The 26,794-nt window shown below is 62.4% G+C and carries 24 protein-coding genes; 13 read left to right on the top strand and 11 right to left on the bottom strand.

The annotated features are described in order from the left end of the window. Positions 1-37 precede the first annotated feature (37 nt). From ACNO8X_RS14635 to ACNO8X_RS14625, 3 genes are all read left to right on the top strand, one after another. Complete coding sequence (locus ACNO8X_RS14635; RefSeq protein WP_418001570.1) at positions 38-1,213, top strand: DUF1611 domain-containing protein; 1,176 nt, start codon at positions 38-40, stop codon at positions 1,211-1,213. Next, a complete protein-coding gene (locus tag ACNO8X_RS14630; RefSeq protein ID WP_418001569.1) occupies positions 1,210-2,274 on the top strand; it encodes an alanine/ornithine racemase family PLP-dependent enzyme in 1,065 nt (354 codons plus the stop codon). The genes ACNO8X_RS14635 and ACNO8X_RS14630 overlap by 4 nt, the downstream gene beginning before the upstream one ends. Before the next feature lie 66 nt (positions 2,275-2,340). Then, positions 2,341-3,258 (top strand): TIGR03564 family F420-dependent LLM class oxidoreductase, encoded by a 918-nt coding sequence (locus tag ACNO8X_RS14625; RefSeq protein WP_418001568.1) that lies wholly within the window; start codon positions 2,341-2,343, stop codon positions 3,256-3,258. Between the two features lie 18 nt (positions 3,259-3,276). On the opposite strand, the gene ACNO8X_RS14620 is transcribed toward ACNO8X_RS14625, so the two are convergent. The 3 genes from ACNO8X_RS14620 to ACNO8X_RS14610 all read right to left on the bottom strand — a co-directional run bounded on the left by ACNO8X_RS14620 (position 3,277) and on the right by ACNO8X_RS14610 (position 8,206). Then, positions 3,277-4,026, bottom strand: coding sequence for a TIGR00730 family Rossman fold protein (locus ACNO8X_RS14620; RefSeq protein WP_418001567.1), 750 nt, complete (start codon positions 4,024-4,026; stop codon positions 3,277-3,279). 37 nt (positions 4,027-4,063) lie between these two features. After that, positions 4,064-6,670 (bottom strand): LuxR C-terminal-related transcriptional regulator, encoded by a 2,607-nt coding sequence (locus ACNO8X_RS14615; RefSeq protein ID WP_418001566.1) that lies wholly within the window; start codon positions 6,668-6,670, stop codon positions 4,064-4,066. Positions 6,671-6,778: 108 nt separating this feature from the next. Beyond that, positions 6,779-8,206 carry a hypothetical protein gene (locus ACNO8X_RS14610; protein WP_418001565.1) on the bottom strand — a complete coding sequence of 476 codons (1,428 nt, stop codon included), beginning with the start codon at positions 8,204-8,206 and terminating at the stop codon, positions 6,779-6,781. Between the two features lie 380 nt (positions 8,207-8,586). On the opposite strand from ACNO8X_RS14610, the gene ACNO8X_RS14605 reads away from it, so the two are divergent. The 3 genes from ACNO8X_RS14605 to ACNO8X_RS14595 all read left to right on the top strand — a co-directional run bounded on the left by ACNO8X_RS14605 (position 8,587) and on the right by ACNO8X_RS14595 (position 13,422). Beyond that, positions 8,587-9,150, top strand: a complete 564-nt coding sequence (locus ACNO8X_RS14605; RefSeq protein WP_418001564.1) for a hypothetical protein — start codon at positions 8,587-8,589, stop codon at positions 9,148-9,150. Between the two features lie 90 nt (positions 9,151-9,240). Then, positions 9,241-12,348: a patatin-like protein gene (locus ACNO8X_RS14600; RefSeq protein ID WP_418001563.1), complete on the top strand. Its 3,108-nt coding sequence runs from the start codon at positions 9,241-9,243 to the stop codon at positions 12,346-12,348. Positions 12,349-12,402: 54 nt separating this feature from the next. Then, positions 12,403-13,422 carry a peptidoglycan-binding domain-containing protein gene (locus ACNO8X_RS14595; RefSeq protein ID WP_418001562.1) on the top strand — a complete coding sequence of 340 codons (1,020 nt, stop codon included), beginning with the start codon at positions 12,403-12,405 and terminating at the stop codon, positions 13,420-13,422. 5 nt (positions 13,423-13,427) lie between these two features. Here the strand turns inward: ACNO8X_RS14595 and ACNO8X_RS14590 are convergent, their stop codons facing one another. Both ACNO8X_RS14590 and ACNO8X_RS14585 read right to left on the bottom strand, forming a co-directional pair. Then, positions 13,428-14,612: a damage-control phosphatase ARMT1 family protein gene (locus ACNO8X_RS14590; RefSeq protein ID WP_418001561.1), complete on the bottom strand. Its 1,185-nt coding sequence runs from the start codon at positions 14,610-14,612 to the stop codon at positions 13,428-13,430. A 21-nt stretch (positions 14,613-14,633) separates the two neighbouring features. After that, the gene (locus ACNO8X_RS14585; RefSeq protein ID WP_418001560.1) at positions 14,634-14,891 is read right to left on the bottom strand and encodes a DUF3297 family protein; all 258 of its coding nucleotides are present in this window, start codon (positions 14,889-14,891) and stop codon (positions 14,634-14,636) included. A 516-nt stretch (positions 14,892-15,407) separates the two neighbouring features. Here ACNO8X_RS14585 and ACNO8X_RS14580 point away from each other — a divergent pair. Next, positions 15,408-15,638, top strand: a complete 231-nt coding sequence (locus ACNO8X_RS14580) for a hypothetical protein (protein WP_260938401.1) — start codon at positions 15,408-15,410, stop codon at positions 15,636-15,638. A 37-nt stretch (positions 15,639-15,675) separates the two neighbouring features. On the opposite strand, the gene ACNO8X_RS14575 is transcribed toward ACNO8X_RS14580, so the two are convergent. After that, positions 15,676-16,494 (bottom strand): HpcH/HpaI aldolase/citrate lyase family protein, encoded by an 819-nt coding sequence (locus ACNO8X_RS14575; RefSeq protein ID WP_418001559.1) that lies wholly within the window; start codon positions 16,492-16,494, stop codon positions 15,676-15,678. 9 nt (positions 16,495-16,503) lie between these two features. Then, positions 16,504-17,634 (bottom strand): fatty acid desaturase family protein, encoded by a 1,131-nt coding sequence (locus ACNO8X_RS14570; protein WP_418001558.1) that lies wholly within the window; start codon positions 17,632-17,634, stop codon positions 16,504-16,506. A gap of 165 nt (positions 17,635-17,799) precedes the next feature. Here ACNO8X_RS14570 and ACNO8X_RS14565 point away from each other — a divergent pair, with 165 nt between their 5' ends. From ACNO8X_RS14565 to ACNO8X_RS14545, 5 genes are all read left to right on the top strand, one after another. After that, entirely contained in the window at positions 17,800-18,042 is a 243-nt protein-coding gene (locus ACNO8X_RS14565) for a hypothetical protein (RefSeq protein WP_418001557.1), read from the top strand. Between the two features lie 6 nt (positions 18,043-18,048). Continuing rightward, the gene (locus tag ACNO8X_RS14560; RefSeq protein WP_418005907.1) at positions 18,049-18,141 is read left to right on the top strand and encodes a hypothetical protein; all 93 of its coding nucleotides are present in this window, start codon (positions 18,049-18,051) and stop codon (positions 18,139-18,141) included. Between the two features lie 204 nt (positions 18,142-18,345). Then, positions 18,346-19,269 carry a hypothetical protein gene (locus ACNO8X_RS14555; protein WP_418001556.1) on the top strand — a complete coding sequence of 308 codons (924 nt, stop codon included), beginning with the start codon at positions 18,346-18,348 and terminating at the stop codon, positions 19,267-19,269. Between the two features lie 38 nt (positions 19,270-19,307). Then, the gene (locus tag ACNO8X_RS14550) at positions 19,308-20,384 is read left to right on the top strand and encodes a hypothetical protein (protein WP_418001555.1); all 1,077 of its coding nucleotides are present in this window, start codon (positions 19,308-19,310) and stop codon (positions 20,382-20,384) included. A gap of 377 nt (positions 20,385-20,761) precedes the next feature. Then, complete coding sequence (locus ACNO8X_RS14545) at positions 20,762-21,307, top strand: hypothetical protein (RefSeq protein WP_418001554.1); 546 nt, start codon at positions 20,762-20,764, stop codon at positions 21,305-21,307. 10 nt (positions 21,308-21,317) lie between these two features. On the opposite strand, the gene ACNO8X_RS14540 is transcribed toward ACNO8X_RS14545, so the two are convergent. From ACNO8X_RS14540 to ACNO8X_RS14525, 4 genes are all read right to left on the bottom strand, one after another. Further along, a complete protein-coding gene (locus tag ACNO8X_RS14540; protein WP_418001553.1) occupies positions 21,318-23,060 on the bottom strand; it encodes an ABC-three component system protein in 1,743 nt (580 codons plus the stop codon). Then, positions 23,050-23,394 (bottom strand): ABC-three component system middle component 6, encoded by a 345-nt coding sequence (locus tag ACNO8X_RS14535; protein ID WP_418001552.1) that lies wholly within the window; start codon positions 23,392-23,394, stop codon positions 23,050-23,052. Before ACNO8X_RS14535 ends, ACNO8X_RS14540 begins: the two co-directional genes overlap by 11 nt. Further along, positions 23,285-23,839, bottom strand: a complete 555-nt coding sequence (locus ACNO8X_RS14530) for an ABC-three component system protein (protein WP_418005906.1) — start codon at positions 23,837-23,839, stop codon at positions 23,285-23,287. The genes ACNO8X_RS14535 and ACNO8X_RS14530 overlap by 110 nt, the downstream gene beginning before the upstream one ends. A gap of 468 nt (positions 23,840-24,307) precedes the next feature. Then, the gene (locus ACNO8X_RS14525; protein ID WP_418001551.1) at positions 24,308-24,952 is read right to left on the bottom strand and encodes a recombinase family protein; all 645 of its coding nucleotides are present in this window, start codon (positions 24,950-24,952) and stop codon (positions 24,308-24,310) included. Positions 24,953-25,181: 229 nt separating this feature from the next. Here ACNO8X_RS14525 and ACNO8X_RS14520 point away from each other — a divergent pair, with 229 nt between their 5' ends. Further along, complete coding sequence (locus ACNO8X_RS14520) at positions 25,182-26,726, top strand: RNA-directed DNA polymerase (RefSeq protein ID WP_418001550.1); 1,545 nt, start codon at positions 25,182-25,184, stop codon at positions 26,724-26,726. The last annotated feature ends 68 nt before the right edge of the window (positions 26,727-26,794 follow it).

Raw genomic sequence — 26,794 nt, 5'->3', positions numbered from 1 at the left:
ATCTCGTCGCCTCCTCTGAGACTTCTCAGAGGAACTTATGTCTTCGCGCGCCAGTGGTATTCCGTCTATCGACACGTCCAAACACCACGAGTCGATTGCTCCGGCAGCTCCATTTTCCCTGCCCGTTGGTTCCACCGCGATCGTCTACTGCGAGGGCCAGTTCGGCGAGCAGGACGGTAAGACGGCCAACGGCCTGGTCCGGCACTCGGAGAAGTACGAAATCCTCAGTGTCATCGACAGTCTCCGGGCCGGCGTCGATGCCGGAAAGTTCCTCGACGGCACCGCGAACGGCGTCCCGGTGCTCGCGTCGCTCGCCGAGTCCATCGCGCACGCCGGCCGGGTACCTGACTACTTGATCTGTGGGCTCGCGCCTGCCGACGGTCTCCTGTCGGACGGGCAGCGGGTCGTGCTGCTCGACGGCATCGCCCGTGGCATGCACATCATCAACGGCCTGCACGAATTCCTCAACGACGACGCCGAATTCACGGCGGCAGCCGTGATCGCCGGCGTCACCATCACCGACGTGCGCCGACCGAAGGACAAGCGCGACCTGCATCTGTTCTCCGGCCGGATCTTCGACGTGACATGTCCGAGGATCGCGATCCTCGGGACAGACGGGGCGATCGGGAAGCGCACCACTGCCACCTTGCTGGTCCAGGCGCTGAACGCGCACGGCATCAAGGCGGTCATGGTCGGTACCGGTCAGACCACGTTGATCCAGGGCGGAAAGTACGGCGTCGCGCTGGATGCGCTGGTCCCCCAGTTTTGTTCGGGCGAGGTCGAGCACCAGGTCGTCGCCGCGTTCGAAGGTGAGAACCCCGACGTGATCGTGGTCGAGGGTCAGGGCGCGCTCAGCCATCCCGCGTACATCACGTCGGCTCACATCCTGCGGGGCAGCCGCCCGGCCGGCGTGATCGTGCAGCATGCGCCCAAGCGCGCGGTGCTCGGCGACTTCCCCATGGTGCCGATGCCGACCGCGGCCACCGAGATCGCACTGATCGAGGCGTTTGTGGACACCCGCGTCATCGGCATCACGATCAACCACGAAGAGATGACCGAAGACGAGCTGAGCGGCGCGATCTCCCAACATCATTCGCAACTCGGTCTCCCGGTCACCGACCCCCTGACCCGCCCAGCGTCGGAACTGGTCGACATGGTGCTGACGGCCTTCCCCGCGCTCGCGGCGGTGGCCGACACGTCCAGTTCTGTGTGACGCTCCGGATCGAGACCGACCTCGACAAGATCGAGCAGAACATGCGGATCCTGGTCGACCGGCTGGCCTTGACTGGCATCCGGGTCACCGGGGTCACCAAAGCCACGTTGGGCTCGCCGGGAGTCGGCGCGGCGATGCTGCGTGGCGGCGCCCGCGGCCTCGGCGATTCCCGCGTGCCGAACCTCGCTCGGATGGCCGGCCTCGATGCATCCCCACCACGCACGTTGATCCGCTCGCCCATGCTCAGCCAAGTGGCACAGGTCGTCGACTTCGCTGACATCAGCCTGAACACCGAGGCCGTCGTCCTGGCGGCGCTCAATCAGGCTGCGGCCCAACAGCATCGGACGCACGCCGTCGTGCTCATGGTCGAGCTCGGTGACCTCCGCGAGGGCATCCCGCTCGACGATCTGCCAGAGGCCGCACGGACCGTCCTCGGTCATTCCGCTCTGCGGCTCGCCGGGCTCGGCGCCAATCTCGCGTGCCAGAGCGGCGTTGTTCCCGACGACCGGAACATGGGCATCCTCACCAGGCTCGCGCACGATATCGAGGCACAGCAAGGGATTTCGCTCGACGTCGTCTCAGGCGGCAACTCGGCGAACCTGAACTGGGCGCTGCACACCGGCGACGTCGGCCGGATCGACAACCTCCGACTCGGCGAAGCCATCCTTCTCGGTGTCGATCCCCTGTATCGGACAGCGATCCCTGGGCTGCACACCGACGCCTTCACCTTGACCGCCGAAGTCATCGAGGTCGGCACGAAGCCGGCTCAACCCTGGGGGGATCGCGCTCAGGCGGCCTTCGGTACTGCACCCGTCCGCATCGGCAACAGCACTGTGCGCCAAGCAATTCTGGCCCTCGGTCGCCAGGACTCGGACCCCGACGGTCTGCAGCCACCCGAGGGCATCACGATCCTCGGGATGAGCAGCGACCACCTGGTGGTCGACGTCGGCGATCACCAGGTGGCGGTCGGCGACGAAATCGCTTTCGGTGTCGGCTACGGCGCACTCGTGCGGGCGATGACATCGCCTTTCGTCACCAAGATCGAGCACCGCCTCAGTTGAGGGCGGACATCTGCTCAGCGTGCGCTGAACGGAATCCGTATCCCCGTCCCCATTGTTGTCGTCGGTATGCCCACTGGTGTTGTGCTCGATCCCGACCGTAGTTCCGCCAACGATGTGACCGCGGCGATCGACCAGGCCCGACGCGCCTACGACGCCGGCGTTCGCCAGTTGTGGATCGCCCAGCAGTTCGACCACGACGCCATCTCGCTGGCCGGATACGTCGGCGCTGCGGTGCCAGGTCTGGGCGTCGGTACCTTCGTCGTACCGATCAACCCACGGCATCCGCTCATCCTCGCCTCCCAAGCACAGACCGCCCAAGCCGCCACCGGTGGGAACTTCAGCCTCGGTCTGGGTCTGGGGGCGCACGCGCCGGAACAGGTGGCTTTCGGGACCGCATGGCCCAACACCGTCGGCCGACTGCGCGACCACCTGCAGGTGCTCAGGTCGATCCTCGACACCGGCACCGTCGACTTCCACGGTGAAGAGTTCACCGCTGCCCCGCAATTTCCGGTGACAGTCGCCGGCGGCACGCCCCTACCCGTCTACGTCGCGGCCATGGGCCCCAAGGCATTACGAGTGACGGGCGAATTGGCCGATGGCACGCTGCCCTATCTGGCGGGGCCTCGCACCCTTGAGGATTTCATCGTGCCGACCATCACCGCCGCGGCCACCGCCGCCGGCAGGCCCGCACCGAAGGTGATCGCCGCGGTGCCTGTGCTGGTGACCGATGACGTCGACGAGGGCCGGGCCCGGGCTGCCGAGGCCCTCGAGTTCTACGCAACCATCCCGTCGTACGCACGGGTGATCGAACGCGAAGTCGTCGACTCGGTCATCGACCTCGCGGCGGTCGGCACCGCTGCTCAGGTGACTGCGCAACTGCGCCGCTATCGCGACGCCGGCACCACCGACATCGTGCTCAGTCCCCTGGTGCGCACGGGTATCGCAGCGCTCGAACCGATCTGGGACGTCGCCGCAGCTCTGTAAACGCGGGCGACGCGCCGGCTACCGCGCCGACGCGATGATGAGGTCGACGGCTTCTGCCACGCTGTCGGTGCAGTGGATCAGGTCAAGGTCCGATGCGGAGATCTTTCCTTCGGACTGGACTGTGTTGCGGATCCAGTCGATCAGGCCGGACCAGTAGTCGACGCCCAACATGATGATCGGAAATGCGGTGACCTTGCGGGTCTGCACGAGGGTCAAGGCTTCGAACAGTTCGTCCAGGGTGCCGAATCCGCCGGGCAGGCAGACGAACGCCTGCGCATACTTGACGAACATGGTCTTGCGCACGAAAAAGTAGCGGAAGTTGATCCCGAGATCGACCCAGTGATTGAGCCGTTGTTCGAACGGCAACTCGATACCCAGACCGACCGAATAGCCGCCGGACTCGCTGGCTCCACGGTTGACCGCTTCCATCGCACCCGGGCCGCCCCCGGTGATCACCGCATAGCCCGCCCGCGCCAGTGCGGTGCCCAATTCCTCGCCCAGTCGGTACTCGGGCGAATGCGGTTCTGTGCGGGCAGAGCCGAAAACCGTGACGGCCTTGGGCATTTCGGAGAGCGCATCGAAACCGTCCACGAATTCGCCCTGGATTCGCAGCACCCGCCAGGGGTCCGTGTGTAGCCACTGGGTGTCACGGTGACTGTCCAGCAGGCGCTGATCAGCGGTTGTGGCAGCGCAACGGTCGCGACGAAGTTGCACCGCACCGCTTATTTGGAGCTCGCCGTCGTCGTCCTGATTGTCGATCTCGTTCACATCGGCCAGCGTATGCGGCGCAGGCTCAGCTGTAGGTTCAGCGACTCACGGCGCCGTGGCGGATCAGCCCGGCAAGATCCTCACGGTCCGAGATGTCGAGCTTTGTGCAGGCTCGATACAGGTGGCCCTCCACCGTCCGCACCGACACGGTGAGCCGGTCGGCGATTTCGCGGTTGCTCAGTCCAGCGGCAACCAGGTTGGCGATCTCGCGTTCGCGCACTGTCAAGGGCAAGGGGTGGGTCGCCAATTCCAGTGCCGGAGTTCGCACCCCGCCGCACTGCGCGGCCAGCCGGTTGGCTACGGCTGCGGCCTCGGCGCTATGCCGCCGGTCGTCGGCCGCTTCGAAGGCGGCCGATGCTTGCGCCGCCGCGTCGAGCGCGGACAACAACGCACCGAGTTGCTCAAATTGCTGCGCAGCGGCGAACAATCCAGCGCCGTCGCGATCACTGACTGCCCGGGCATGCGCCACAATCACGCTGGCGAGACGGCCACCGACGGCAGAGGCGATCTCGATCAACCGGTCCGCGGCACCGTGGTCGCCGAATCGCACCGCATCGTGCAGCGCCAGCATGGACACCGCACATTGTCCGGAGCTATCGGCCAACCGGGCTGCATCCAATGCCAGTTCGATGGCGGCACTTACATTTCCCTCGGCCGCAGCGAGCCACGACTCCGCGATCCTCAGCTGCGGGCCGAACACCGCGACGTGCCGGCCCGAGCGGACTTTCAACTCGGCCACCATCTTGGCCCCGGGTTGCACCCGGCCCAACGCGCAATAAGACTGCGCCAGCAGCAGCCGGGCCGGGAAACTCCATGAGGCCGCCGACTCAGCGGTCAGCGCCGCCACCGTCTGCTCCATCCGCGACACAGTCTCGATGAAATTGCCGCGGGCAAGTCCGATGGTGCCGGCCAGCACATTGGCCATCCCCCACGCCAGATACTGACCCGACGAGGTTATCTGCATCATGACGGCGGATCGGCTGCTCGCCGCGTCGAATTCTCCGGCGAGCACCAAAGCGCGCACCTCCCCGAACGCGGTGAGATAGCGGAGCAGCCCGTCCGCCTTCGCACTGGCCATGCGACCGCGGCGAGCCAATACCTCCACCTGGTCGCTGCGTCCCATCAGTGCCAGGGCGAGAGCACCGCCGAATGCCGCCCACTGCAAAGCGACCGGGTGCGCGATTGGGTCGGCCAGCACCCGTTCGGCCATCGCCACGGCCTCTGGCAGGCGGTTCTCGAAAGTCAGGGTTGCCGATGCCGTGCCGTCGATGATCGGTACCAGCTCGGGGCTCGTGATCCGCTCTCGGAGTACGGCGAGCACTTCGTCGGCACCCTCGGCGTCACCCATCGACCAGTGCAGGTTCGCGATTCGCGCCCATCCCCACCGCAGCAGCTCCAGTTCGGTCATCGACTCGGGGTCGAAGGAGCTGAGCGTCTCCTCTGCTTCGGTGGCCTTGCCCTGCCACAGCAGCGAACGCGCCAGCAGTTCTCCGGCCTCGAGACCGCCGCCCCGATTGGCCGCCGCGCGGGCCAGTCGCTCACCCAGCGTCACGTTCGTCAAGGCGATCGCCTCTCGTGCCGCCGTGACGAGCAGGTCCAGTTCGGGGACCTCGTCACTGTCCAGAGTCAGCTCGGCCAGCCGGATTCGATGCGCCGAACTGACCAGTGGACGGTCGCGCATCGCGCGCACGAGTTCGCCGCGCAAGCGGCGCCCCGCGGCCATCCCCAGTCGCCGGCGGATCACCTCACCGAACAATGGGTGGGTGAATCTCACGTCGATGCCACCCGGCTCCTCGGCGACGCGCACCAGGCCGCGGTTCTCCGCCTCTTCCACCACGTCCGCACCAACGATCACCGTCAGGGTGTCCAGGTCGAGTGGTTCGCAGAAGGTCAGCAACCGCAGCGCGTGCAGCACCTGGTCGGGCAACTGGTCGACCCTGGAATCCAGCAACGACGCCAGCTCTGAGGTGACCGCAGCCCGCCCCCGAAGCTGCCACACTCCCCGCACCTGCCGCAGGGTCCCCGCCTCGATCGCCCCTTCCACCAGGTGGCGAACGAATAGCGCATTCCCGCCCGAGGCCTGCCACATCAGTTCGGCCGAAAGGCCCTCCACCTGTCCACCCAAGGCCTCTTCGATGAGGCCGACACATTGCTGCTGGCTGAACGGCATCAAGTGCAACCGCTGCAGATATCGGTCCTTCCACAGCGACGTGATCGCGTCGGGGACCGGCGCGCCGGAACGGACCGTGGCCACGATGCGCACCGACCCGTCCATTGCAAGCTGATGCAGCAGAGTCGCCGACAACTGATCCAACAGATGCGCATCGTCCACACCGATCACCGAATGACCCTCGGCCATAATCGTTTCGCGCGCCGCGGACAGGAATGCCACCGGATCGCGCGACGTGGCGCTGCGCACAAGATGAGCGAACACGCCGAGCGGAATGCCCCGTGCCGACTCGGTCGCTGCAACCCAGTGGGCACGCACCGGCAACGACTGGGTGACCAACCGGGCGAGCGTTGTTTTACCGACACCCGCGTCACCGACCAGGACGATGCCGCATTCGCCGGATTCCCCGAGCAATGCTCCGCGAATCAGCGAGAATTCACTATCGCGGTGAACGACCGGCCAGTTCTGGGCCACGGCGTATAAGACTACCTGCCGGTTTCCGCTGTTGAAGGCGTTATGACAGCGAAATATCGGGCCCGCCTTTCGGGCCGGCAGTTAACGTCCGGCCCGAAATATCGGACGTCACATCTTGTCGTGCAGATCGGACACCATGTCAAATAGCGTCTTGTTGTTGTGGGTCCTGGTGAGGACTTTCGCCAACGTCGTGATTTCGTCCAGCACCGAGCGGGTGGCGTTCTGCTTTACGTCGAGCGGCGCAGTGTCCGGGGCCAACAGGTCGACCACACGGTAGTCCGCGCCGTCAGGACCGATCAGCGGCGAGCCGTCGGTGTTGGTGCCGTTCAGCATGTTCCAGATGTCTTGAGTCTGGGCCATGGTGATCACACCTCGCGCCGCTGTGGTGGCTGCCGGTCTCACGCCGGCAGCGGTTCCGATGCCGCAGGCTGCGGCAAAATCGTTGGGCGACAAACCGTCTGCGACGTTCATGTCGCAGTTGCCGAACGGGTTGCAGCCCATCGGCAGGCCCTGATTGGCGCCGTATGCTCCGTCTGTGTACTGGTGGGCAATTTGGCCCGGCAGCAGCGGGTTGGAGCCGTACGACGCCGCGATCACCCGTATTCCTTTGGGCCGCGACAGCCACATCGTGTTGAAGTCGCCCTGGTTGGCGTAGCCGATGATGCGCGCTGGGTTGCCGGCGTACTCGGCGAGGTTGTCGTAGAGCGCATTGATCCAGACGGATCCGTCGCCGCCAGGGTTCCCGCCGCTTTCGACATCCAGCATCAGTACGACCCTGGGGTGCAGACCCCCGTTGGCATCGATCATCTGCCGCACCGTGTTGGCGTTGTCCTGCCAATTCGGCCGCACGTAGGTGTAAACGATGCCGCATTCCAGCCGGCCGGAGTCCAGCGCATTGCGCATCCACGCATAGTTTTGCGCGAAGTTGGAATCCTGGTGAGTGCCGTCGCACACGCGGATGGAGAGAATCTTGTACGGGTACGAATCGCTGACCGGCACCTGGAATTCGGACACATCGGCAAAGAAGCTGTCTATGCGGCCCTGAGTCGCGGGGGTGCCGTCTTCGACGATCGGGCCGGCTACGTACCAGTGATCGTTCCAGTAGTTGCTGTCGGAGGGAATGGCCTTGGGGGTGGTACAGCACCCCCAAGATCCCGACGATTCCATCGCGACCCCGTCGACGACACAGTTCATGTGCGAGTGGGGACCGCCGTCGCCCTCATGGTGAAGGTTGATCACCACTGGCGCGTCGCCGGGCACGTCGCTCAACGACGCGACGTGCATGAGATCGAACGGTCCGACGTGCTGCTCTCCAACCGGCCGGTAGCGATACGACTCGGTGGACAGACCTTGCCTGCCCCAAACCATTTCGCTGCCGTTGAACACCGCTGAGAGCACATCGGTCACCAAGCCCGAACAGTCACAACCCACACCGCGATCATTCGGATCCCAGGTGCCGCCGTAGACGTACTCGTCGCCGAGCCGGTCCAAGAATATGCGTTTGGCGAACTCCACGTCGCCGCGAGTGACAGTCATCGGTCCCTCCTTTGATGAAGTGATGGGAAACCAAGTGTCGCGACGAAATGTGCAGGCACGCACCAGTAGCCCACTACTCGAATCGGTACTGATCTGGGCACCGAATGTCGTGGTGACGCGGCGAAGGTCGAGTAGCCGGCTACGCGGGCGCCCGAGCCACCGGAGGCGCAACATCGTTGGGGCGTAGGCGAACTGGATCGCGCTGACGCGGCGACTCGGTCGTCCTCGCCGTCAAAGAGGAGGTCATCATGAGTCTGGCTTGCATGGCGTCGTTGGCGATCGCGCGCGACCTCGCACCCGCCGGCCAACCGCTGAACACCCCGGCGACGGGCTCGGCAGGCGGGGATCTACCGCCACCGGCACCGGCACCACCGAGCGGAATGCCGTACTCGCAGTCGGAAATGCCGACGATGGGTCCGACGACGACTTTGCCTCGAGCGCGTGAGCTCGGCCAAATCGCCAGCTCCGCACCACTGGTTGACACAGCTGCCGGATTTGCGCAATTGCTGGCCGCGCAGATCCCCGCTGAGGCGCTGGTCGCCTACACGACGTTGTTGGCTTTGCTTTATCGCGCGGACGGTTCGTACAACACGGGCCGGTGGGTGCTCTACGGATTTTCGGTGATCGCCTGCGGAGCCACAATTCTTGCGGCTTATTGCGCGAAGCGGAATTACACGTTGCACCCTGGTGCCGGTGGCGTGGCCGGCGGCATGGCTTTACGGGGCATTCGTCCACCGTACCTGCCGATCGCGGCGGCCATGTTGTCGATGGCCGTCTACGGATTGACAGTGCCCGGGTCGCCACTGCAGTTCAATGTGTCGGAGTCGGCGTTTACCTTGCTGTCCGGATCGCTTTCCGTCGGCGGAGCGATGATGATGACCATTCTCACGCCGTTCCTGGGCACCGGTAATGATGCCGTTCCAGTAGCGAATTCCGAGTCATGACACCTGAATTCGAAAAGTCGAGTAGTCGACTACTCGATACAGGTACACGACACCGCCATTAGCTTCGAATCCAGTAAAGGGAGGTGCGCAATGGCTTTTCAGAATCCATCATTGGCATCGGATGCCACCCAGGAACTGCGACTGGCGACCACGATGACCGGCGGTGTCAGCCTCGCGATCTGGATGGCCGGGGTGACACGCGAGATCAATCTGCTTACCCAGGCGTCTCAATGGCGATTGAAGGGCGGCGACCTCCCCGCTTCCACGCTGACCACAGCGGCGGAAGCGTCCCTCAAGCTGTATGCCGAACTGATCGATGTGCTCGACGTCGTTGTCGACGTCGACGTCCTGTCAGGGACCAGCGCCGGCGGCATCAACGCAGCGTTCCTTGCCTGGTCCCGAGTCAAGGGCGCCGACCTCGGCAATCTCCGCGAACTCTGGCTCGACCTGGGGGCCTTGACCGACCTGTTGCGCGAACCGACGGACGCCAGCACGCCGTCGCTGCTCTACGGCGACGAACGCATGTTCAAGAGCCTCGACGCCGAGATTCCGACATTCACGCATGGGCCGTTCCCGATCCAGCCCGCCGCCGGCAACAACGGTGGTCTCCCGTCCACCACGCTCTACATCACGACGACGCTGCTCAACGGCGAGACCAGCAGGTTCACCGACTCCTTCGGTACCCAGGTCCAAGATGTCGACAGGCGCGGCGTCTTCACCTTCACCGAGCAGAACCTCACGAATGGCGACGCCGCGTCAGCGCTGGCGTTGGCCGCCCGCAGCAGCGCCTCGTTCCCCGCCGCATTCGAACCCTCCTTCATCCCCTTCACCGAAGGAACCGCCAAGACGGGAGGCGTGCCCGCTCGACCGCCGATGGCACCCTTCACCAGCTTCACGCGGCCGCACTGGGTCGCCGATGGCGGGATGCTGGACAACCGGCCCATTGACGTTGTGCTGCAACGAATCTTCGACCGTCCAGCCCAACGACCGGTCCGCCGGGTCCTCCTGTTCGTCGTGCCGTCCTCGGGACCGACACCGACCTTGGAAGAAGCTCCGCAAGACGAACTCAACGAACCACTCGGACTCCTTGACTCGCTGCTCAAGGATCTCACCGCGATGACCTCACAGTCGATCTCAGCCGACCTTCGCGCCATCCGCACCCACCAAGACCGCATGCACGCGCGCGTCAACACGAGACTGCATCTCGCACAGCTCGCCATCAAGCTGGGGGCAGATACGCCGTTGCTCACCCCACAGCTGCTGGAGGACTACACCCTGCAAGAAGCCACCCGACACGCGCAGAACATCACCGCCGCTCTGCTCCGCCAACTGAGCACATGGCCCGCGGCGAACGGCTCACCGCAGAGCATCCCCACCAACTGGGGGGCCAATCTGAAGATCGGCGGCAATGCCGAAACCCTCTGCCGCACAACGATCACCGAAGCCATCAAGACCCGTTGGCAGTCCGCCGGCGGTTCGCTGCCAACGAGCGCAGCCGACCTCACACGGTACGGACGGCCGGCCTTCGAACTTGCCAAAGCGTGCGCGATCGTCATCATCCGGGCCGCCTACCAGCTCGCGACGTCGCCAGCCGAAATGGCCGCCGTGGCGACGATCGCCAACGGCATATCCGATGCGTGCCCGCCGCCCGAACCGTTCGACCTCGGCGACCTCGTCAACACAGTCTGCACCAACCCGCAGACCCGGAACGGTTCGTTGCAAGACGCCGCCACTCAACTCGCCGACGCCTACCTCGAACACTTCGGAGTCGAAGACGATCCCTGGGGCAAGCTGGGCACTGCCATTGTCAACGGTTACGGAACACTGAGCGCCATTGCCGACCAATCAGCGACGCCCGACCCAGCAGCAGATGGTGTGCGCGTGCCCGACGCGCGGCAAGTCGATCAGCTGACGACCTACGTCGAATACCTTGCGCCAGGCACCAATCCGGCGACCGTGGCAACCAAATTGTTCAACCTCGCCGCCACCCAGCGAGCGATGCTCCCTGCCGACGCAGACGTCGAACAATCACTCGAATTGATACAGGTCAGCGCCGACACCCGCTGCCAGCTCGCACCGAATTATCAGACTGCCGCCCAGAAACTCACCGGCATGCAGTTCCACCACTTCGGCGCCTTCTACAAACGGTCATGGCGAGCCAACGACTGGATGTGGGGTCGACTAGACGGAACAGGATGGCTCGTCCACGCCCTGCTGGACCCACGACGAGTGCAGCGGATCGTCCAAACACACAAAGCCGAATGGCCGGCCGGCCCGGACTGCAGAGCCCAGTGGTTCGCGAGTAGGCTCAGTATGATTGGGGCACAGGATAATCCGAGTCCTACTCCCCCGCCGGCCGCGGTACTCACAGAACTCCGATTCCTTGACCAGCCAGAAATGCCGCTACCGTCCAGCCTTCCCAACACATCACTGTGGCTGGCGCAGGCGTGGCAGAAGCGCGTCCTCGACGAGGAATTGGACGCGCTGGCCAATGCGGTGCTCAACCCACAACCGCCGAAACCTGCGGACTGGAGCCCCACTACCACTCACGACTGGGCCGAAAAAGTACTGGCCAAACCCTCCGGACCCGCCAAATACGCTCTCCTGGCAGAGAATCCCGTCGCCCGCGAGACCCTCGCCACCGACAGGAGCTCGCCACTCATGTCGCGCACCATCACCAAAACCGTTGCCACCGCGACCGCGGCGGTCGGCTGCGTCCAGCAGCTGCCCGGCGTCCTCAAGCCGCCCCTGAACACGGCCCGGACCATGGCACTGGGTGCATACCGCGTCGTGTGGTCGACCAAAGGCAATGCGGGACCGGTCATCATGGCCGGCGCCGTGCTGCTCATTCTCGGCATCGCGGCTGCGATGCAATCCTCAACCGGGCTCGGACTGTTCGGTCTCGGCGCGAGCGGGACCGGCGCCTATCTCATCACACTGGGAACCTGGCAACGCTCCAGCAAGCTGCCACTTGCCTTGCTCTCGACAACGCTCGTGATCCTGATCGCGGCCCTGACCGTACCCACAGTCCGGTCAGCATTGTTCGGCACCCGCGAGCACAGCGGTTTCGTTGGCGCCCATGCCTACTGGATCGGCGCCCAGTGGTGGTACCCCCTCATCGCCGTCGGGGCGCTCGCGTTGGCGGTCAGCGCCGTCGGTGCCGGCATCGAACATGCGAGGCACAGCCACAAACGATGAACAGCGAGGTCTCGACCTGGGACCAGCGCGACATGACAAGAAGGGAGCAGACCGATGCCACTACCGTACGGGCCCGGGGCCCACGGAACAGAAATCGAATACTGGCAAGCATGGTTCCAGCGTGAATATCGCGCGTATGCACCGATCAAGGACCGGGTCTACGGTGACAGCGATGTCGCCGCGGTCACCGAAATGCAACGGCGCCTAGGATTGCCGCAGACCGGCATCTTCGACGACACGACCGCGCAGGCCGTCCACTACGTTCCGCCGCCACCGAATCTGCGCCCGATCATGTTCACGGTCGAGGGCCATCTGTCGGACATGTTCAGGGGCCCGGTGGCAGACACGGCGACAACCCTTGAATCCGCGGGCATTTGCCGTCACCAACCCATCGGCTACAACAACGGCGCGCTCCCGTTCGACAACGACAGCGGTGTCAACGAACTCGCCCGACTGCTCGGCGCCACCCAGATGGACAACGGCGTGCCGTTCCCGCAGGGCACACCCTGGTCGCTCGGCGTCTACTCCCAGGGCGCGATCGTAGGATCGTACTTCTACTTCCGGTACCTGCAACCCGGTCAGCCGCTGGCCTGGCGCACCCCGGATCTCAAAGGTGTACTGGCGTACGCCAACCCGTGCCGACAGACCGATTCCATCGCGCCGTGGGCCAGATCACGGGTGACAGCGACCGGTACCCACGGCCTGGACCCGCTTCAGCGGTTCGGGTTGCCCGGTTTCCCCGCCAAGCCCGACAACTGGATGGACGTCTACCGCGAAGGCGACATCTTCGCCGAAAACAAAGACGACCAGGCAAGTGCGGTCAAAGCCGCCGTCTACGAAGCGGTGATGAACGACTGGATCAGCAACCCGTTCTCCCTCGCCGGGCAGATCGCTTTCACGCTCCACGCGCCCTTCGACGAGGTGTTCGCGGTGATCAAGGCGATGATCAGCGGCGCGGTGTTCCTGGCCAGCAACCCGAACCCGCACTACGCGCAGTTCGAACTCGAAGGGGGCAAGCAGTGGATGCGGGAACGACTCATCAGTGGATCGGTACCGACGCCGGTAGTCGTCTGAATCCCCTAGTCCACGCGGACTTGGATCACTGCGTGCCCGCCGCTGGTCCGCCATCGCTGTCCAGTGGCATCGAGTTCTGCGACTTGCTCGGACGAGAGGCCGACGACAACTTCCGATTTCAGCGTCCGCAGTGCGGTGACCTGAGACGGAAAGTAGGCCACGGTTTCGTCGAACGGTGTAGTGGTGGGCCAGTACCGGTCTCCGACGAGGCGCCGGTAGTTGAGGTCGCCTTTCATCACCGTCATTGTGGCCGTGGCGAATTCGGCTGCGAGATCGTCGGGCATGTCGTGGAATGCCAGCGGCGCACAGAAGAACTTATGCGTGCGTACCTTGAGCCGGCCGCTGCGCACGGCCTCCCAGAGTCGGTCGCCGATGCTGCCAATCTGTGGACGTGGGTCGGCCTTCAAGCGTTGGACGACCGACAGCACGTCGGCCATGGTCGCATCCGACACGTAGTACGGGTGCGGCTTGACGTACAGCACGATCTCGGCCGCAATACGTCGAGTGAGCAGACTGTCGGCCAGCACGAGATCCGACAGCAGCTCGCGTCCTGCGTTGTCTGCCACGACGCAGACGAGCGGATCGTCCTGTGCTCTGAGGGCTGACCACAGCAACGCGCTGTCGTCGACGAGGATGCCCTCCGACCGCGCTTCTGCGGCGGCGGCGGTCAGTTGGAGTTGGAAGCTGAGGTCGGCGCGGTTGCCCCATAGTGCGGCTACCAGCAGTGCCTCGTGCTGCTGGTCCCCCGCGTCCGCCAAGTCGGCGAGCGCACTCAGCTCTTCATCGACTGCTGGTCCCGCCAATTCGGCGCTCTTGACCGCGGCGAACGGGTCGACTCCGCGCCAGACGTCCGCCCCGAAGTAGCCGAGGGCCTCGAGCAATCGGCGGTAGAAGTAGCTTTCGCTCCACAGGAAGGGCACGTCACCCCACGGTCGTCCGTAGAGGCCTGCTCCCCACGCCAGCCAATCGGCACGGTCATGAGCCGTCTCGGGCAACGGCTCGAGGACTCCAGTGGTGCTTTCGGCGAGAAGCTGTTGCAGCATCGCCTCCTCAGCGGAGGTGTACGGCGTTGTGTCCAGTACCTGACGAATCAGCTTTGGGTGCCGCTCGTGGAACACACCCCACTCGAAGGAGCCGGGGACCGCTGCGGTGATCGTGGGCGGAGCAGTGCTGTCTGCATGGCTTGGCACCATCAAACCCGCGGAGGTCCGCTACTCCCCTAGGCGGAAGTACGGTTCAACCGTGCCGCTTTGCTTGACGACCATCGGATTTCCGCGGCGATCCTTGGCAGTCGGGACTTCCAAACGCACCCACCCCTCGGCGACGTCGTATTCGACCACGTTGGTTCTCTCGACGCCATTGAAGCGAATACCGACGCCTCGGAGGAGCGCCTCTTCGCTATAGAAGGGGCTACGCGGATCGATGGAGAGGTGATTCGGCGGTACGTCGGTGTTCTGATCCTCGGACATGCTGCCCTTCTCTGGATGTTGCGTTGGGTTCTTGGATTTAACTCTCCAAGAACGTACGCGACCCTCTGATCGCGAGTTCCGCGTAGGTGCTGGCGGGCGACTATTGCGTGGAAGACGCCTCCCTCGGTTGGCTGGGTACGCAACCGCATGTTGAACTCGGCCGGAGTCACCGCGGTCGCCCACGCATGCGGTGACGTCGCCTCAAGCCTCGGTCTAAACCTATTGGCGGCGTTGGCAATTGAGTACCGATATCCCCTCAGATTCCTCATCCACCTCGTGAGTCACACCCGTACCCAGGACAGCGCCGAGGACGGCTTTCGCCTACGCCGATATCGATCTCAGCACTCCGGAGGTCGGCCTACCATCGGAATTTATGGGCCGGGTGAAGGCAACCCCACCAGAAGCGCACCGAGTTGACCACCGACGTCACACAGCGCGCCAACTACTCCTTGCAGCAGACGTCCTTCACCACACGCGGGCCGGATCAAATCACGTGAACAAAGGAGGGATGGGCTGATGAAAACCGCACTAGTGATCGCCGCCGCGATCGCGCTCAGCCCCATCGGCGTCGCCCACGCCACACCAGGACAATGCATGAACACGCCCTGGGGCGGATTCTGCGACGGGCAATCCGACAGCAACGGCATCTTCAACCATTGCGAAGGTGCACTGGGATTCAGCAACTGCTACTACGTCCGTGCCGTACCCACGGATGTAGACCCACGCGGGTGGGTACCGCTGAACTGACGCCTCGCTGCCCTGCGGCAGTTGCCGCCGGCTGCGTTCAGCTCGGTATCAGCCGGAGTTGGCGCGCCTTCTCCAGAATGATCCGGGCGCGGTTCAACCGAGGTAAGTCGCTGCCGTCCTTGGGTTTTCCACCGCGGGCGTTGAACTGCTCGACGAACTCGCGCGCCCAGCCGATATCAGAATCGGACGGGCTCAGCCCGGTGTTGATGGTCTCGGCGTCGGACGAACGCAGCGCGAGCTTGCCCGTCATCCCCATCTGCCGAGTGAGCGCCACGCCCTCGGCCAGCTGATCGGGATCGCGGGTCGGCCCGTCGATCGGACCCGGGATGTGCGCCGCGCGGGATGCGACGACCAGCTGGGACCGGCTGTAGGCCAGCGCCAATGGGTCCTGCTCCACCCCGATGTCCAGCGTGTAGTCGTTGACGCCGAACGCGATGCGAAAGCACGGCCGCGCCGCGGCGATGTCATGCACCCGCGCCAGCCCGCGTGCGGTTTCGATCAGTGCAATCACGGGTGACTCGCCGCCGAGCCGATTCGCGGTGTCCCACATGTGATTCCCGCCCTCCGTCTTGGCCAGGACGACGCCCTTCATCCCGCTGCACTCGGCCAGGGCACGACAGTCGGCCGACCAGAAATCACTGGACGCATCGTTGACCCGGACCCACGCCCGGGCCCCCGAATTGAGGAATTCGACGACCCGGTCCCGAGCCGCCTCCTTCTCATCGGGAGCGACAGCGTCTTCGAGATCCAGAATCACCTCGTCGGAGCTCGTGGTCGCCAGCAGCGCCCCGAGATCAGGCTCGCGAGACGGATTGACCAGGAGCCAGGAGCGCGAAACCTTCGAGTTCACGGTCATGGCGTCAGGCTAGACGCTTTGAGGGCGACTCACCCGGCGGAACAGTTGGTCGCGCCGCCGCCCCACACGCAGCAGCCAGTCGGGCCACGCCAACCCGTGGATGATCCTTTGCGTCCGAAAGTACTGGCGCGGAAGCGATGCCGTGTTGTAGGGCAGGCCGTACTTCTCGCACAGTTCACGGACCCGGACACTCACTTCAGGCAACCGGTTGCTCGGCAGATCAGGGAACAGGTGATGCTCGATCTGGTAGCACAGGTGCCCACCCGAAATCGCCAGCAGCGGGCTTGCGTTGAAGTTCGCCGTCCCCAGAATTTGTCGCAGATACCATTCGCCGCGAGTTTCGTCCTTGACCACAGCGGGGTCGAACGTCTCGGCCCCGTCGGGGATGTGCCCGCAAATGATGTTCACGTACACCCACAGATTCCGGAGCACATTCGCGCTGGCATTGGCCGCCAGCGTGCGACGCCACCGGCGCAGGCTCAGCGCAGGGAAGAACACATAGTCCTTACCCAACTGGCGGGCGCCCTTGGCGAGAAACTTCCGCTTCTCCACCGCGACCGCGTCTGGCGTCTCGCCCCGGAGCCGCTCCGAGTGCAGGCCGTGCAGGGCGATACCCCATTCGAACATCGCTGCCAATACCAGGTTTCGCAGCGGAGTCAACAGATAAGCCCACCGCCACGGCTGGTCGGTCGTCACTCGCAGCAGGCGGTAACCGATGTCCTCGTCCATGCCGAGCACGTTGCTGTAGACGTGATGCCGATAGTTGTGCGAGTACCGCCACTGCGCGGAATGCCCGACCATGTCCCACTCCCAGGTATTGGAGTGGATTTCGGGGTCGTTCATCCAATCCCACTGGCCGTGGGAGATGTTGTGGCCGAGCTCCATGTTCTCGATGGACTTCGCGTACGCCAGCGCGCACGTGCCGGCCACCCAGCCAACCTTGGACCGGCTACCGGCGATCATCAGCCGCGCCGCGACATCGAGCACCCGCTGAAAGTGGATCACCCGCCGGATATAGGCCGCGTCCTTCGTCCCGAGCGACTCCTCGACGTCTCGGCGGATCACGTCGAGTTCGTAGCCGATCTCTTCGACGTCCTCACTGCTGAGGTGCATGTAGGCAGAGACATCGGCGATCGCCATCAAGGTTTCCTCGGGTGGGTGCGGCAGTAAGACGGCGCCATCCAAGCCACCGCGAGGCCTTTGACCTGTACAAACTTTGTCGGCCCCCTGGAAAAATACTCAAAAAATGATACAGACCGTCTGAGACGTCTGATGGAACGGGTGAGTGCGGCGCCAAAAAGGCCCGTGACCAGCACCAATGCCAAAATTCAGACCCGCAAACTGGACCGACGCTTATCCTCAGACACTGTCGCCGAACTGGTCGCCGCGTATCAATCAGGTGTCTCAACCAACCAACTCTGCGAGCAGTACAGCATCTCGAAGGGTGGCGTCCTCAAGCTGCTAGCCGACCATGGTGTCGCTATGCGCCAGCAGCCCATGACTGATGCCGAGATCAACCAAGCCGTCCATCTCTACGTTCGTGAGTAACGCTCAATCCGCGCCATCGCTACCCAACTCGGCAAGAGCAAGGGCAGTGTCTGGAAGGCCCTCCATGAACGAAACGTGTCTATGCGGCCGGCTCATTAGTCCGTTTGGAGCACCCATGCGACCGGGAATTGCATGCGACCGCCCGGAGAAAGGGTCACAGAGGTCACTTTTGTACGGCGCCGGACCAAAATCGGTTGTTGCGATCGCGAGGACTGATTAGCGTGAGTCACCGTGCCAAATAGGGAACAGAGGCGCACAGCCCAGCGTCAACGACGCGCCGCGCGCACTAGTAAGGAGCGACGCATGACGCAGGGTTCACCAATGCCGGCTGCCGACCCACCTAGCTTTCTCAGCTACAGGGCGTTCAGAGCAGTAGGAAATTACTCTGCATCCGAGGGCCTCTCGAACTCAGAGTTCGCGCACCTTGACGAATTGATGGCGCTCATCGAGCAAGCACTTCGCGCCGCACATGACCCCAATCCTGAGCACTGGTTTCCGAACAACATCGCCGCACTGACACTGCTGGCACGCGCCTACCAAGGACTACAGGCGGCAGCCAACCTCTGCGCATTGGGTTACTACGTCGAAGCGACCGGACTGATCCGAACTGTGTATGAATGCGCGGGGCTCGCACGGTCGCTAGCAAAAAGTGTCGACCGAGCGGAGGAATGGGTCTTCGCTGAGTCTTGGGTAAGAGACAAATTCTCACGCGACTTTGCGCGAACCATGTCATCTCCCGAGTTCACCCAAGAAGTTAACGAATGGGCCGGCGCAGATAAAGACTCCTTCGCCCACGACAGGTTCTACGACTTCGTCAGCCAGTACTCGCATCCTCTGGCGAAAAGCACACTACAGTTCCTCTTCAGCTATGGCGACGAGAACGAACCCGGACTTTACCCAGTGGTAGAGGAGACATGGTTTAAGGATTGCGCTCGCCTGATTACCACCGAAGCAGTGTTTGTAGCCTTTGCTCTTCGAAACGCGGCAGCCAGCCCGGCAGCCTTCCCAACCCAATGGCATCAACAACTCGCTGCGGTAGCGCGCAAGGTTTCGGGGCTTCCGCTTGCTCACCTGGACAGAGACTGGGAAGAACACGAAGAACTCCATCGGGCGATCCGCAACGAGATGCGCCACGTAGACGAGCTTGACGAGGCACTGGACGCAGACCCGGCGAGTATGCGGAACGCGCTTCGGCGTCTCGACAGCGAGCCCAAGACAAACGGTTAACTGTGGCCGCGGGCGAATCAATTCAGCGATGGCACCGCATGCTCGCCGACATGGAACAGCTAAGCACGATGCCTAGTGGCCAACGCATGCGACAACAGCTTGAGTCCCCGCAAGTACGGGCGAACGTCCGGCCCGGCGCTCCCCTGCACCAACTGTTCTACAGACTCATCACTCAAGCTATAACAACTCCGTTCCTCCAGCTGTGGTCAACAGATCAACCGAGCGATCCCTTGCTGTTGGCGGCACTACAACCCGTGGCGGATGCTGTCAATGCCCTGAGCCCAGACCTGGAGTTATTGCCGCAGTGGGAGGGCATCACGGTTGTCGTCCAAGCCGCCCGCCACATGCTTGACACCGAACCAATGGGGGAACCGACGGTCGATGAAGTAATCAGCGACATCTTGTCGTCCCTAAGGACGACACTGCTGATTTCGTGCATAGGTCAGCAAGGTGCAACACGACTGGTCGCCGAAGAACTGGTTCGGCATGTCGATAGCTTCATCAAGCAGACAACTGCTCCACTCCGGTACTACGACATACCGACTAAGACGTTTGTCGATAAAGAATCGCCTACCACGCTTAGCCCCGCGGGATTCAAATACCATGCCAATCGAGATAATCCACTAGTTGACCCTGACGTCAAATCGCTTCCAGAGTTTCCCCCCGCGGTCGCCAAGCAGTTTTCCGCCCAATCGATTATCAGTTTCTTTACAGACTGGGATGAACACTACAGGCATCAGCTGGCAGCGGCCCATGATTGCAACCCTGGCGATTTTCAGATCAACTATTTCGGCGATCTGAAGAGCATGCGGCATGACTATGTACACAATCGAGGAATTTGCAAGACATCCGCACGCAATCAGCAACTCAGCTGGTTCTCAAAGCGAGACTTGATGATTCCTACACCGCAGAACATTGTAGAACTCATTACCAAATTTCCCACTGATGAACTGCGACAGAAGCCGAGTCCCCGCGACAGGAGTACCAGCCGTCTTAGTTTCGGTGCAAGCGAATCAGCAATTCGCGAATTCGAAAGCCTCGCAGGACAGATGGACCGAGCTCCGAGTGATGCACTTGAATCAGCACTATCGGAGTGGATCACGCGCAACCGCTGAACCGAGCTACCCGGTTCAAGTAAGACGCGCCAGCTATCTGCCAAGTCGGGCTGACAGGATTTGAACCTGCGACCACTTGACCCCCAGTCTTGAAGACGGGCGTTTCGCAGTGTTCGGTTTTGATATTACTGCAGTTCACAGGCAGTACTGGTCACAACGGGATTTAGCCGGATTCGAACCTGTGGTCCCCGTTGTGGTCCCCAGCTCCAGTACTCATCGGGTGGGCATCGCGCGACTAACGGCTGCGCGCTCGCGACTCAGGACGTTGTCATGGCCCAGGGCTCGACGGCTACCGGCGGTGTCGGATCTGTCGGCGGGGTGCGATAACTTCACCACGCCAGTTATGGCACTTGGTTTCCCAGAAGGAGGTGGAGAGCGTGGCGTCAACAGCGCACTTCGGTGACGAATCGCGTCTCTCCCAGGTGGCGTCCTTCCTGGCGCATGCGGTCATCTACATCTTGCCCGTCGCCGTTGCACTACGAGTCGCGTCCTGGTTCGGGCTGCTTACCTACATCAACTTTGTTTGCTTCGTTGCCCTGATGACCTGCTGGTACGCAAGCTTGTTCCACCGCCGCAGGAATCACCTCTGCTTTCGGTGCATGGACGACGTTCCCGCTGACGCGCCAGCCCTCGTGGAGCGCCGCAAGCTTCCGCTGCGATTCACGCACTTCGTCGCCACGCCGCTTGGAATCATCTGCGCGATAGCGGCGTTCGCCGCCCCACTGCTCACCGCCGCGTTCTCACCGCACATTGCCCGCCCGATGTTCATCCCAGCCGACTTGTGGATCTTCGGGCTGATCTACGCCGAGTGGGTCCATCATCGGCTGCGGCCGTGGTGCCCCTATTGCAAGCCGTGGGATGACTTCGGTGATTCCGAGCCCGTACCGGATCCGGATCCAACGATGTACTACACGCGGAAATAGCGGGCCGGCGCTACCCGAAACGGAACCCGAACAGACCGCCGGCATCGGTTTCGTCCGTCAAACGAACGTCAAGGATGAATGGATCTGCGTCGAAGGCGCCGTCGCTTTGCTTTTCGACGGTGTCAAGGAAGTCAGAGTTGAGGGTCACAATGTACTGAAACCCGTATTGTTCTGCGAGCCTTGCCCCAATGTTGAGGCAAGAAGCGACTTGGCGGCCGTCTATCGAGTCGAACAGATGGCTGTCGTGAATCAGCACGCGCGGCGCGCGGCCCGCCTGTATAGCAGCAACCACACAAACCATATCCAACATAAAGGTTTCGACGCCCCGCACTCCGACGCTTGCATCACCGGAGATCCTCGGCTCAACTTTGAGCAAACCGTTGGTAGTCGGCGAGAGAAGCAGCGATGCTGCGCGATCGCTATAGATCTCAGCACCAAGTTCACCAAACTGAGAGATCGCATCATCGAGACTCGATTGGCGCTCGGTCATCTCCGTTCGGACCGATGAGATCAGTTCCGCTGTCCGGAGCTTGATTGTGTCGTTTATTGTCGCAATCGAGTGCGCAGCTTCAAGGCGTCGCTCAAGATCAGCGACCTCCGCTTCCTGCGCGGCGAAATCCCTCTGCGTGTCTACGAACGTATCGAGGGCAACCGTCTCACCTAAAAGCTGCATTACTTGCGAACGCTGATCATCAAGTGTGCGGCGCTCGTCGGCGATCGATGTGAGCCGTGACTGCACGAACTCCAGTTCTTGTTCCAAGAACAATCGGCGATTGCGAACAACGGACTCGTGGAATGCGGCTACCTCGTCATAACGCCTCCCAATCGAGTCAGGGAGCATGAGACCGACCTCCGAGTACACCCGGGCCAGCCGCGCTTTTAGGCTGTCCGGCTCAGTTGACTCAGCCTCTTCACCTAGCGCTTGGGTCAATTCGCGCGAGCGCCGTTCGAACGACAGCCCCTCATCGTTGAGTCTCTGAATCTCACCCGTCAGCCGATCAGCCTCATCTTGATGCTGCGCATACTGCTGGTCGACCTTGAAAGACCGGAGATCGCTCGACATACGATCCCTCCGCCGCCGCGCCGTTGCCAGTTGTGCCCGCAATGCTGGCTCATCGAGAGACAGATGCGTGAACGCGCCCTCCTTGACGGCTTTCCGAATGGCCTTGGCCTGCTTAGTGAGACGATCAATGTCGCCCGCTTGTCCGAGGATCACCGGCGAGAGTCCGAGCAAGAATCCGATCCGTACTCCGGATTCCCAATCCGGCTCGGATTGGTGAACCTTCGTCGGGTTGCCGAAGTATGTACGGACCAGTTGACCCCACAATTGTCCTACTGTGGGGCGATCGGCGTCCTCCGGAACGCGAAAGATCTGACGAGTCATCAGATCTCGCCATTCGTCAATATGGAGGTCGGTCTCGCCGGACGTAATTGGCCAACCAGCTACTTGGACTCGAGTAGTGGGTGAAATACCACGGCTCACATCAACGGTCGATTCCTCGAAGGTTTCGTCCGGGATGGTGAGCGTGGCGGTGAACCGATGTCCCGAAAGTTCAGCAGCTCTGAACTCTGGGGGCAGGTCGCCTCCTAACAGGTATCGCACGATCTTGACGAAGCTGGTCTTGCCGATGCTGTTCCGGCTGTCACTCTGGGCAGAACTTTCAGTGCGGTCCGCAACAAGAATGTTCAGTCCATCGCGAAACGTCAGAGTCTTGAACCGCTCATCCGAGGCCGTCAGCTTGTTAAGAAACATTCGTTCGCACCAAGTAGCCATCTGCTGAGGTATCAATCAACCCTGCCGTATAGAGAAAGGCCAGCGCGAGGGAGAACCAATCGAAGGTGATTCGTCCGGACTCCGGGGCCAGCTGGGCTCGTTGACGTTGCCGCTCCCACAACGTCGAAACCGAGGTTGGTCCGCGAAGATCCTCCAAGATGCTGCCTCCCACGGTGATCAGCGCGCGATCCAAAGACACGCCCTTAGTCGGTAGCAGCACTGGGCACCTCCTGGTCTGGCACTGATTCCATCGGCGGCGTATCGAAGATGTGACAAGAGTCGAAGAAGTAACTGACGACTGCGAACGCAGCATTTGCACGCGTTCCGTCCATGCGGAAGTTAGCGCCTGCCACCGACACGTACAGACGTTCGAGAAGCTCGGCTGGCGTATCCGTAACGGCCCGATAACTGGCGTAGATAACCCGAAACGCTTCACCGTGGACGTCGCGCAGGTCCGGGTCCGACGACTCTTCGTACCACCGGTCGATTCTGGGCGCCAGAAGCCTCCCAGCGTTGAATTCCATACGACTAGCCTCGGGGAGGGAGTTGAAGTCCATCTTATCCGGCGGGACTGGCAGCACAGCATTGCCGGTCTCGGGAGCGGCACCGATGTTGCCCAGGGCATCGAGGAGCGGCAAGAGGTCCGCGAGTTCAACGTGTTGAGCACCTGGCGCGCCAGGGAACAGCTCGTTCAAACTCTCAAGATCCAGCGTGCCGACGACCTCCCTCCAGAGATCTTCAGGCCGCCAGATCCTCATCGTCAACGGGCGTTCCGTACCCGGGCCATGTAGCTGCTGTAGGGCAACAAACGTCTTCAACGACAACGGACCGACAGTTGCATTCGTAACGAAAGTCCACGTATCAAACTCGCTCCACTCTTCAAGGGCTCGCTCGAAGTCCGACTTAATCTTGGACGCCAACTCTCTTTCAGCGTTCCGGCCGGGTCGCTGCCCGTAGCACGCGTAAAAGAGGGTCCCTCGCTCCGCGAGACCGTCGCACCCTCCATCCCCGAGGGTGCCCGTTGGATCTGGATTGACGAAGTCGGGATGAAAGCGCGTCAATACGTTCGCGACGTAGGTTTCGAACGCTGTTCCTGACTTGAAGCATTCTTGCTGGTGACGGAAGTGGTACCACTCGCGCCAGTTCGCCGTTACTAGCAGTCGTCGTCCTCCTTGGTCCGGGCTAACGCCACCTAATTCGCGGATCTGGCTAGAGTATCGGCCAGTTCAGGAAGCCCCAGCCTCGGCCGTTCGAGGCCGGCCGACGACGGACTGGTCGCTAAGTACCCGATAGATAGTCGCCCGACTGACGCCGAGCGTGGAAGCAATCGTGCCCGCCGACTCGCCAGCAGAGTACATCCGCTGAGCCAGGGCGGACTTCGCCCCGTCCAGTGCCTTCGGCCGACCGATGGCCTGGCCACGGGCACGTCGAGCCTCACGAGCCGCTGCCCGACGCTCACGGCCAAGTTCCAATTCCAGCTCAGCCAGACTCGCCAACACACCGGCCACCATGCGGCCCGTTGCATTGGAGGTGTCGATGCCCTCACGCAGTGACCGCAACACAATTCCCCGTTCACTCAGATCGCGGATAGTCGACATGACCTCTGCGGCGTTGCGGCCGAGCCGATCGATACCCACAACTACGATGGCGTCACCCTCGCGGGCGTAATCGAGGAGGGCGGCAAGGCCGGGGCGTTGCTCACGAGTTGAGGTGCCCGAGAGCTTGTCCGAGTAGACGCGGGACGTGACCACGCCCGCAGCAGTCAGAGCATCGACCTGCTGATCGAGCGACTGGTGCCCGGTGCTGACGCGGGCATAGCCAAGAACGGTTCCGGTCGCGGCGGGGGCGATAGGCGCGCCAGGGATCGACATACCATCAATGTCTCATAAGTCTCATAACATTTCAATATGAGACACCTATTTTGATTCAACTTCTGAGACACCCGGACCTGGTGATCTCGCCACAGCAATCGATCTCAAGGTGGGTGTCTCAATACTTTAGTTCTGCAACAGGCTGCTAGTACCACCTTGGTTCTGCTGCAGCGACGACACACTCCTAGATCTTCACGCGTCTCAGCTGATCCATGGCAATGTCGGTCCGGTGGCAGGAATCGATTGGTCGAAGGCACTCGACTTCGAAAAAGCTGTCTTCAACGTTCGTTCAGAGTTCGTTGGCGACTGGCACCGCGATCCGTGGGGTTGGCCAGAGATTGACTACATCGCATCGACGGCCCAGGAGTTGCTAGTCGAGCACCTGAAGTCGAATCGCATAGGCCGCGCAGCTCTCATCGACGTTCCGAAAGAGAACTGGGGAGTCCGGCCAGCGGTGGTCCTGAATATCGTGGATCGGTTGGTCTATCAGTCGTTGGTCGACCGAGTAAGCGTCGATTTGATCGGAGACCTCTCGCCGAGCGTTTATGGTTGGCGTCTGCCGCCAGGTTCGACGGAGCGTGGCGGCTACTCACAGAACAGCCTGCAATGGGACGCCTACCGCGACCATCTCAGCGGCGCGGTCGGCTTCTTCGAAGTCGGCCTCCGCACCGATTTGGTCTCCTGCTTCGCGAGCATGCCCGTCGATCTGGTGCTCCCTGCGATCGATGAACGAGTAGCCCAGGGCGCCGTCAGTCGACGACTTCTCTCTCTAATCGATGGCATGTCCAAGACGCCTGGAAGGTCGGGACTCCCACAAAGATCGCTTGCGTCAGCGGTAGTGGCAAACATGTACCTTCAGCCTCTCGATGACGTCCTTGAGCAGTACTCGCACGACGTTCCCAGCCTTGATCTCCTTGGATCCAAACGAAAGTCTCCGCGTCGGAGTTGGACAAGGTGGATGGACGATGTTTGGCTCTTCGGCGATGATGCGTCAGACCTGCGCCGCGCCCAACTTGAATTGCAGAGCGTCGCACGTTCGATCGGGATGAACATCAACTCGGCGAAGACAGAGGTTCTGGATGGCGAGGATCTCTATGAGACTGCATTGCAAATCGAGCACAGCGCCGTAGACGACGCCCTGTTAACCGACAAGGACGCGAAGCCATTGGAAGAACTGGTTGACCGGCTGCTCGATGACCCCGCTCGCGCTCCCAGGACGAGCCTGAAGTTTGCGGCCCTGCGAATGCGAAAACACAACAGCCGCTATCGCATTCAGGAGTTCGCGCAGCTGGCGCACCAGATGCCGCACGCAGCAGACGCTTTGACTCCACTGTTCAAGCTGACGTTCACGCAGAGCAGCCTGCAAGACTGGTTCCTGGAGTATGCACAAAGCGGCTGGGGGTCGCTGCAATGGTCGGTGGCGCAGTATCTTCACCTATTTCCCAGCGAATCTCGTCCGCGCAAAGCACTGCGCGATTATGTGGCGACACTTATCGCTGACTCAGATACTTCTATCTCGCTGTTAGCGGTAGCGGCGCAACGATTGTGCGCCTGGGACCCACAAGCCGCTCGGGCGGCGCTCCGTCAAGTAGCCGTACGCACCGATCACCCGCAGAGCCGAAGGATCGTTGCGTTGGCATGTCTCGCCGCCGACGAGCGTCGAACAACGGTACGTAGGTGGCTCGCGCACGACGACGACAACCGGGTCACACTTGACATGCTTGAAAGCCGAAAATTCGCTACGCCGGAGGTGAACAAAGCCTATGCGCGATGAGATATCTGCGTCGGTATTCGCGGTTACGGACGCCTCTAGAAAACCGGGTCTGGTGTGTTGTAGGCGCA

The sequence above is a fragment of the Mycobacterium sp. PDNC021 genome (assembly GCF_048282635.1).
In the GTDB taxonomy this organism is placed as follows: domain Bacteria; phylum Actinomycetota; class Actinomycetes; order Mycobacteriales; family Mycobacteriaceae; genus Mycobacterium; species Mycobacterium llatzerense.
The sequence above is the reverse complement of the archived record's forward strand: the minus strand, read 5'-3'. Positions and strand labels throughout refer to the sequence as shown.

Bases quoted from the DNA above. Each gene is read 5' to 3' on its own strand.
- ACNO8X_RS14635 (WP_418001570.1), top strand. From the start codon at position 38: ATGTCTTCGCGCGCCAGTGGTATTCCGTCTATCGACACGTCCAAACAC.
- ACNO8X_RS14625 (WP_418001568.1), top strand. From the start codon at position 2,341: ATGCCCACTGGTGTTGTGCTCGATCCCGACCGTAGTTCCGCCAACGAT.
- ACNO8X_RS14610 (WP_418001565.1), bottom strand. From the start codon at position 8,206: ATGACTGTCACTCGCGGCGACGTGGAGTTCGCCAAACGCATATTCTTG.
- ACNO8X_RS14605 (WP_418001564.1), top strand. From the start codon at position 8,587: ATGCCGTACTCGCAGTCGGAAATGCCGACGATGGGTCCGACGACGACT.
- ACNO8X_RS14600 (WP_418001563.1), top strand. From the start codon at position 9,241: ATGGCTTTTCAGAATCCATCATTGGCATCGGATGCCACCCAGGAACTG.
- ACNO8X_RS14595 (WP_418001562.1), top strand. From the start codon at position 12,403: ATGCCACTACCGTACGGGCCCGGGGCCCACGGAACAGAAATCGAATAC.
- ACNO8X_RS14585 (WP_418001560.1), bottom strand. From the start codon at position 14,891: ATGTCCGAGGATCAGAACACCGACGTACCGCCGAATCACCTCTCCATC.
- ACNO8X_RS14580 (WP_260938401.1), top strand. From the start codon at position 15,408: ATGAAAACCGCACTAGTGATCGCCGCCGCGATCGCGCTCAGCCCCATC.
- ACNO8X_RS14575 (WP_418001559.1), bottom strand. From the start codon at position 16,494: ATGACCGTGAACTCGAAGGTTTCGCGCTCCTGGCTCCTGGTCAATCCG.
- ACNO8X_RS14570 (WP_418001558.1), bottom strand. From the start codon at position 17,634: ATGGCGATCGCCGATGTCTCTGCCTACATGCACCTCAGCAGTGAGGAC.
- ACNO8X_RS14555 (WP_418001556.1), top strand. From the start codon at position 18,346: ATGACGCAGGGTTCACCAATGCCGGCTGCCGACCCACCTAGCTTTCTC.
- ACNO8X_RS14550 (WP_418001555.1), top strand. From the start codon at position 19,308: ATGCTCGCCGACATGGAACAGCTAAGCACGATGCCTAGTGGCCAACGC.
- ACNO8X_RS14540 (WP_418001553.1), bottom strand. From the start codon at position 23,060: ATGTTTCTTAACAAGCTGACGGCCTCGGATGAGCGGTTCAAGACTCTG.
- ACNO8X_RS14535 (WP_418001552.1), bottom strand. From the start codon at position 23,394: ATGCTGCGTTCGCAGTCGTCAGTTACTTCTTCGACTCTTGTCACATCT.
- ACNO8X_RS14530 (WP_418005906.1), bottom strand. From the start codon at position 23,839: ATGAGGATCTGGCGGCCTGAAGATCTCTGGAGGGAGGTCGTCGGCACG.
- ACNO8X_RS14525 (WP_418001551.1), bottom strand. From the start codon at position 24,952: ATGTCGATCCCTGGCGCGCCTATCGCCCCCGCCGCGACCGGAACCGTT.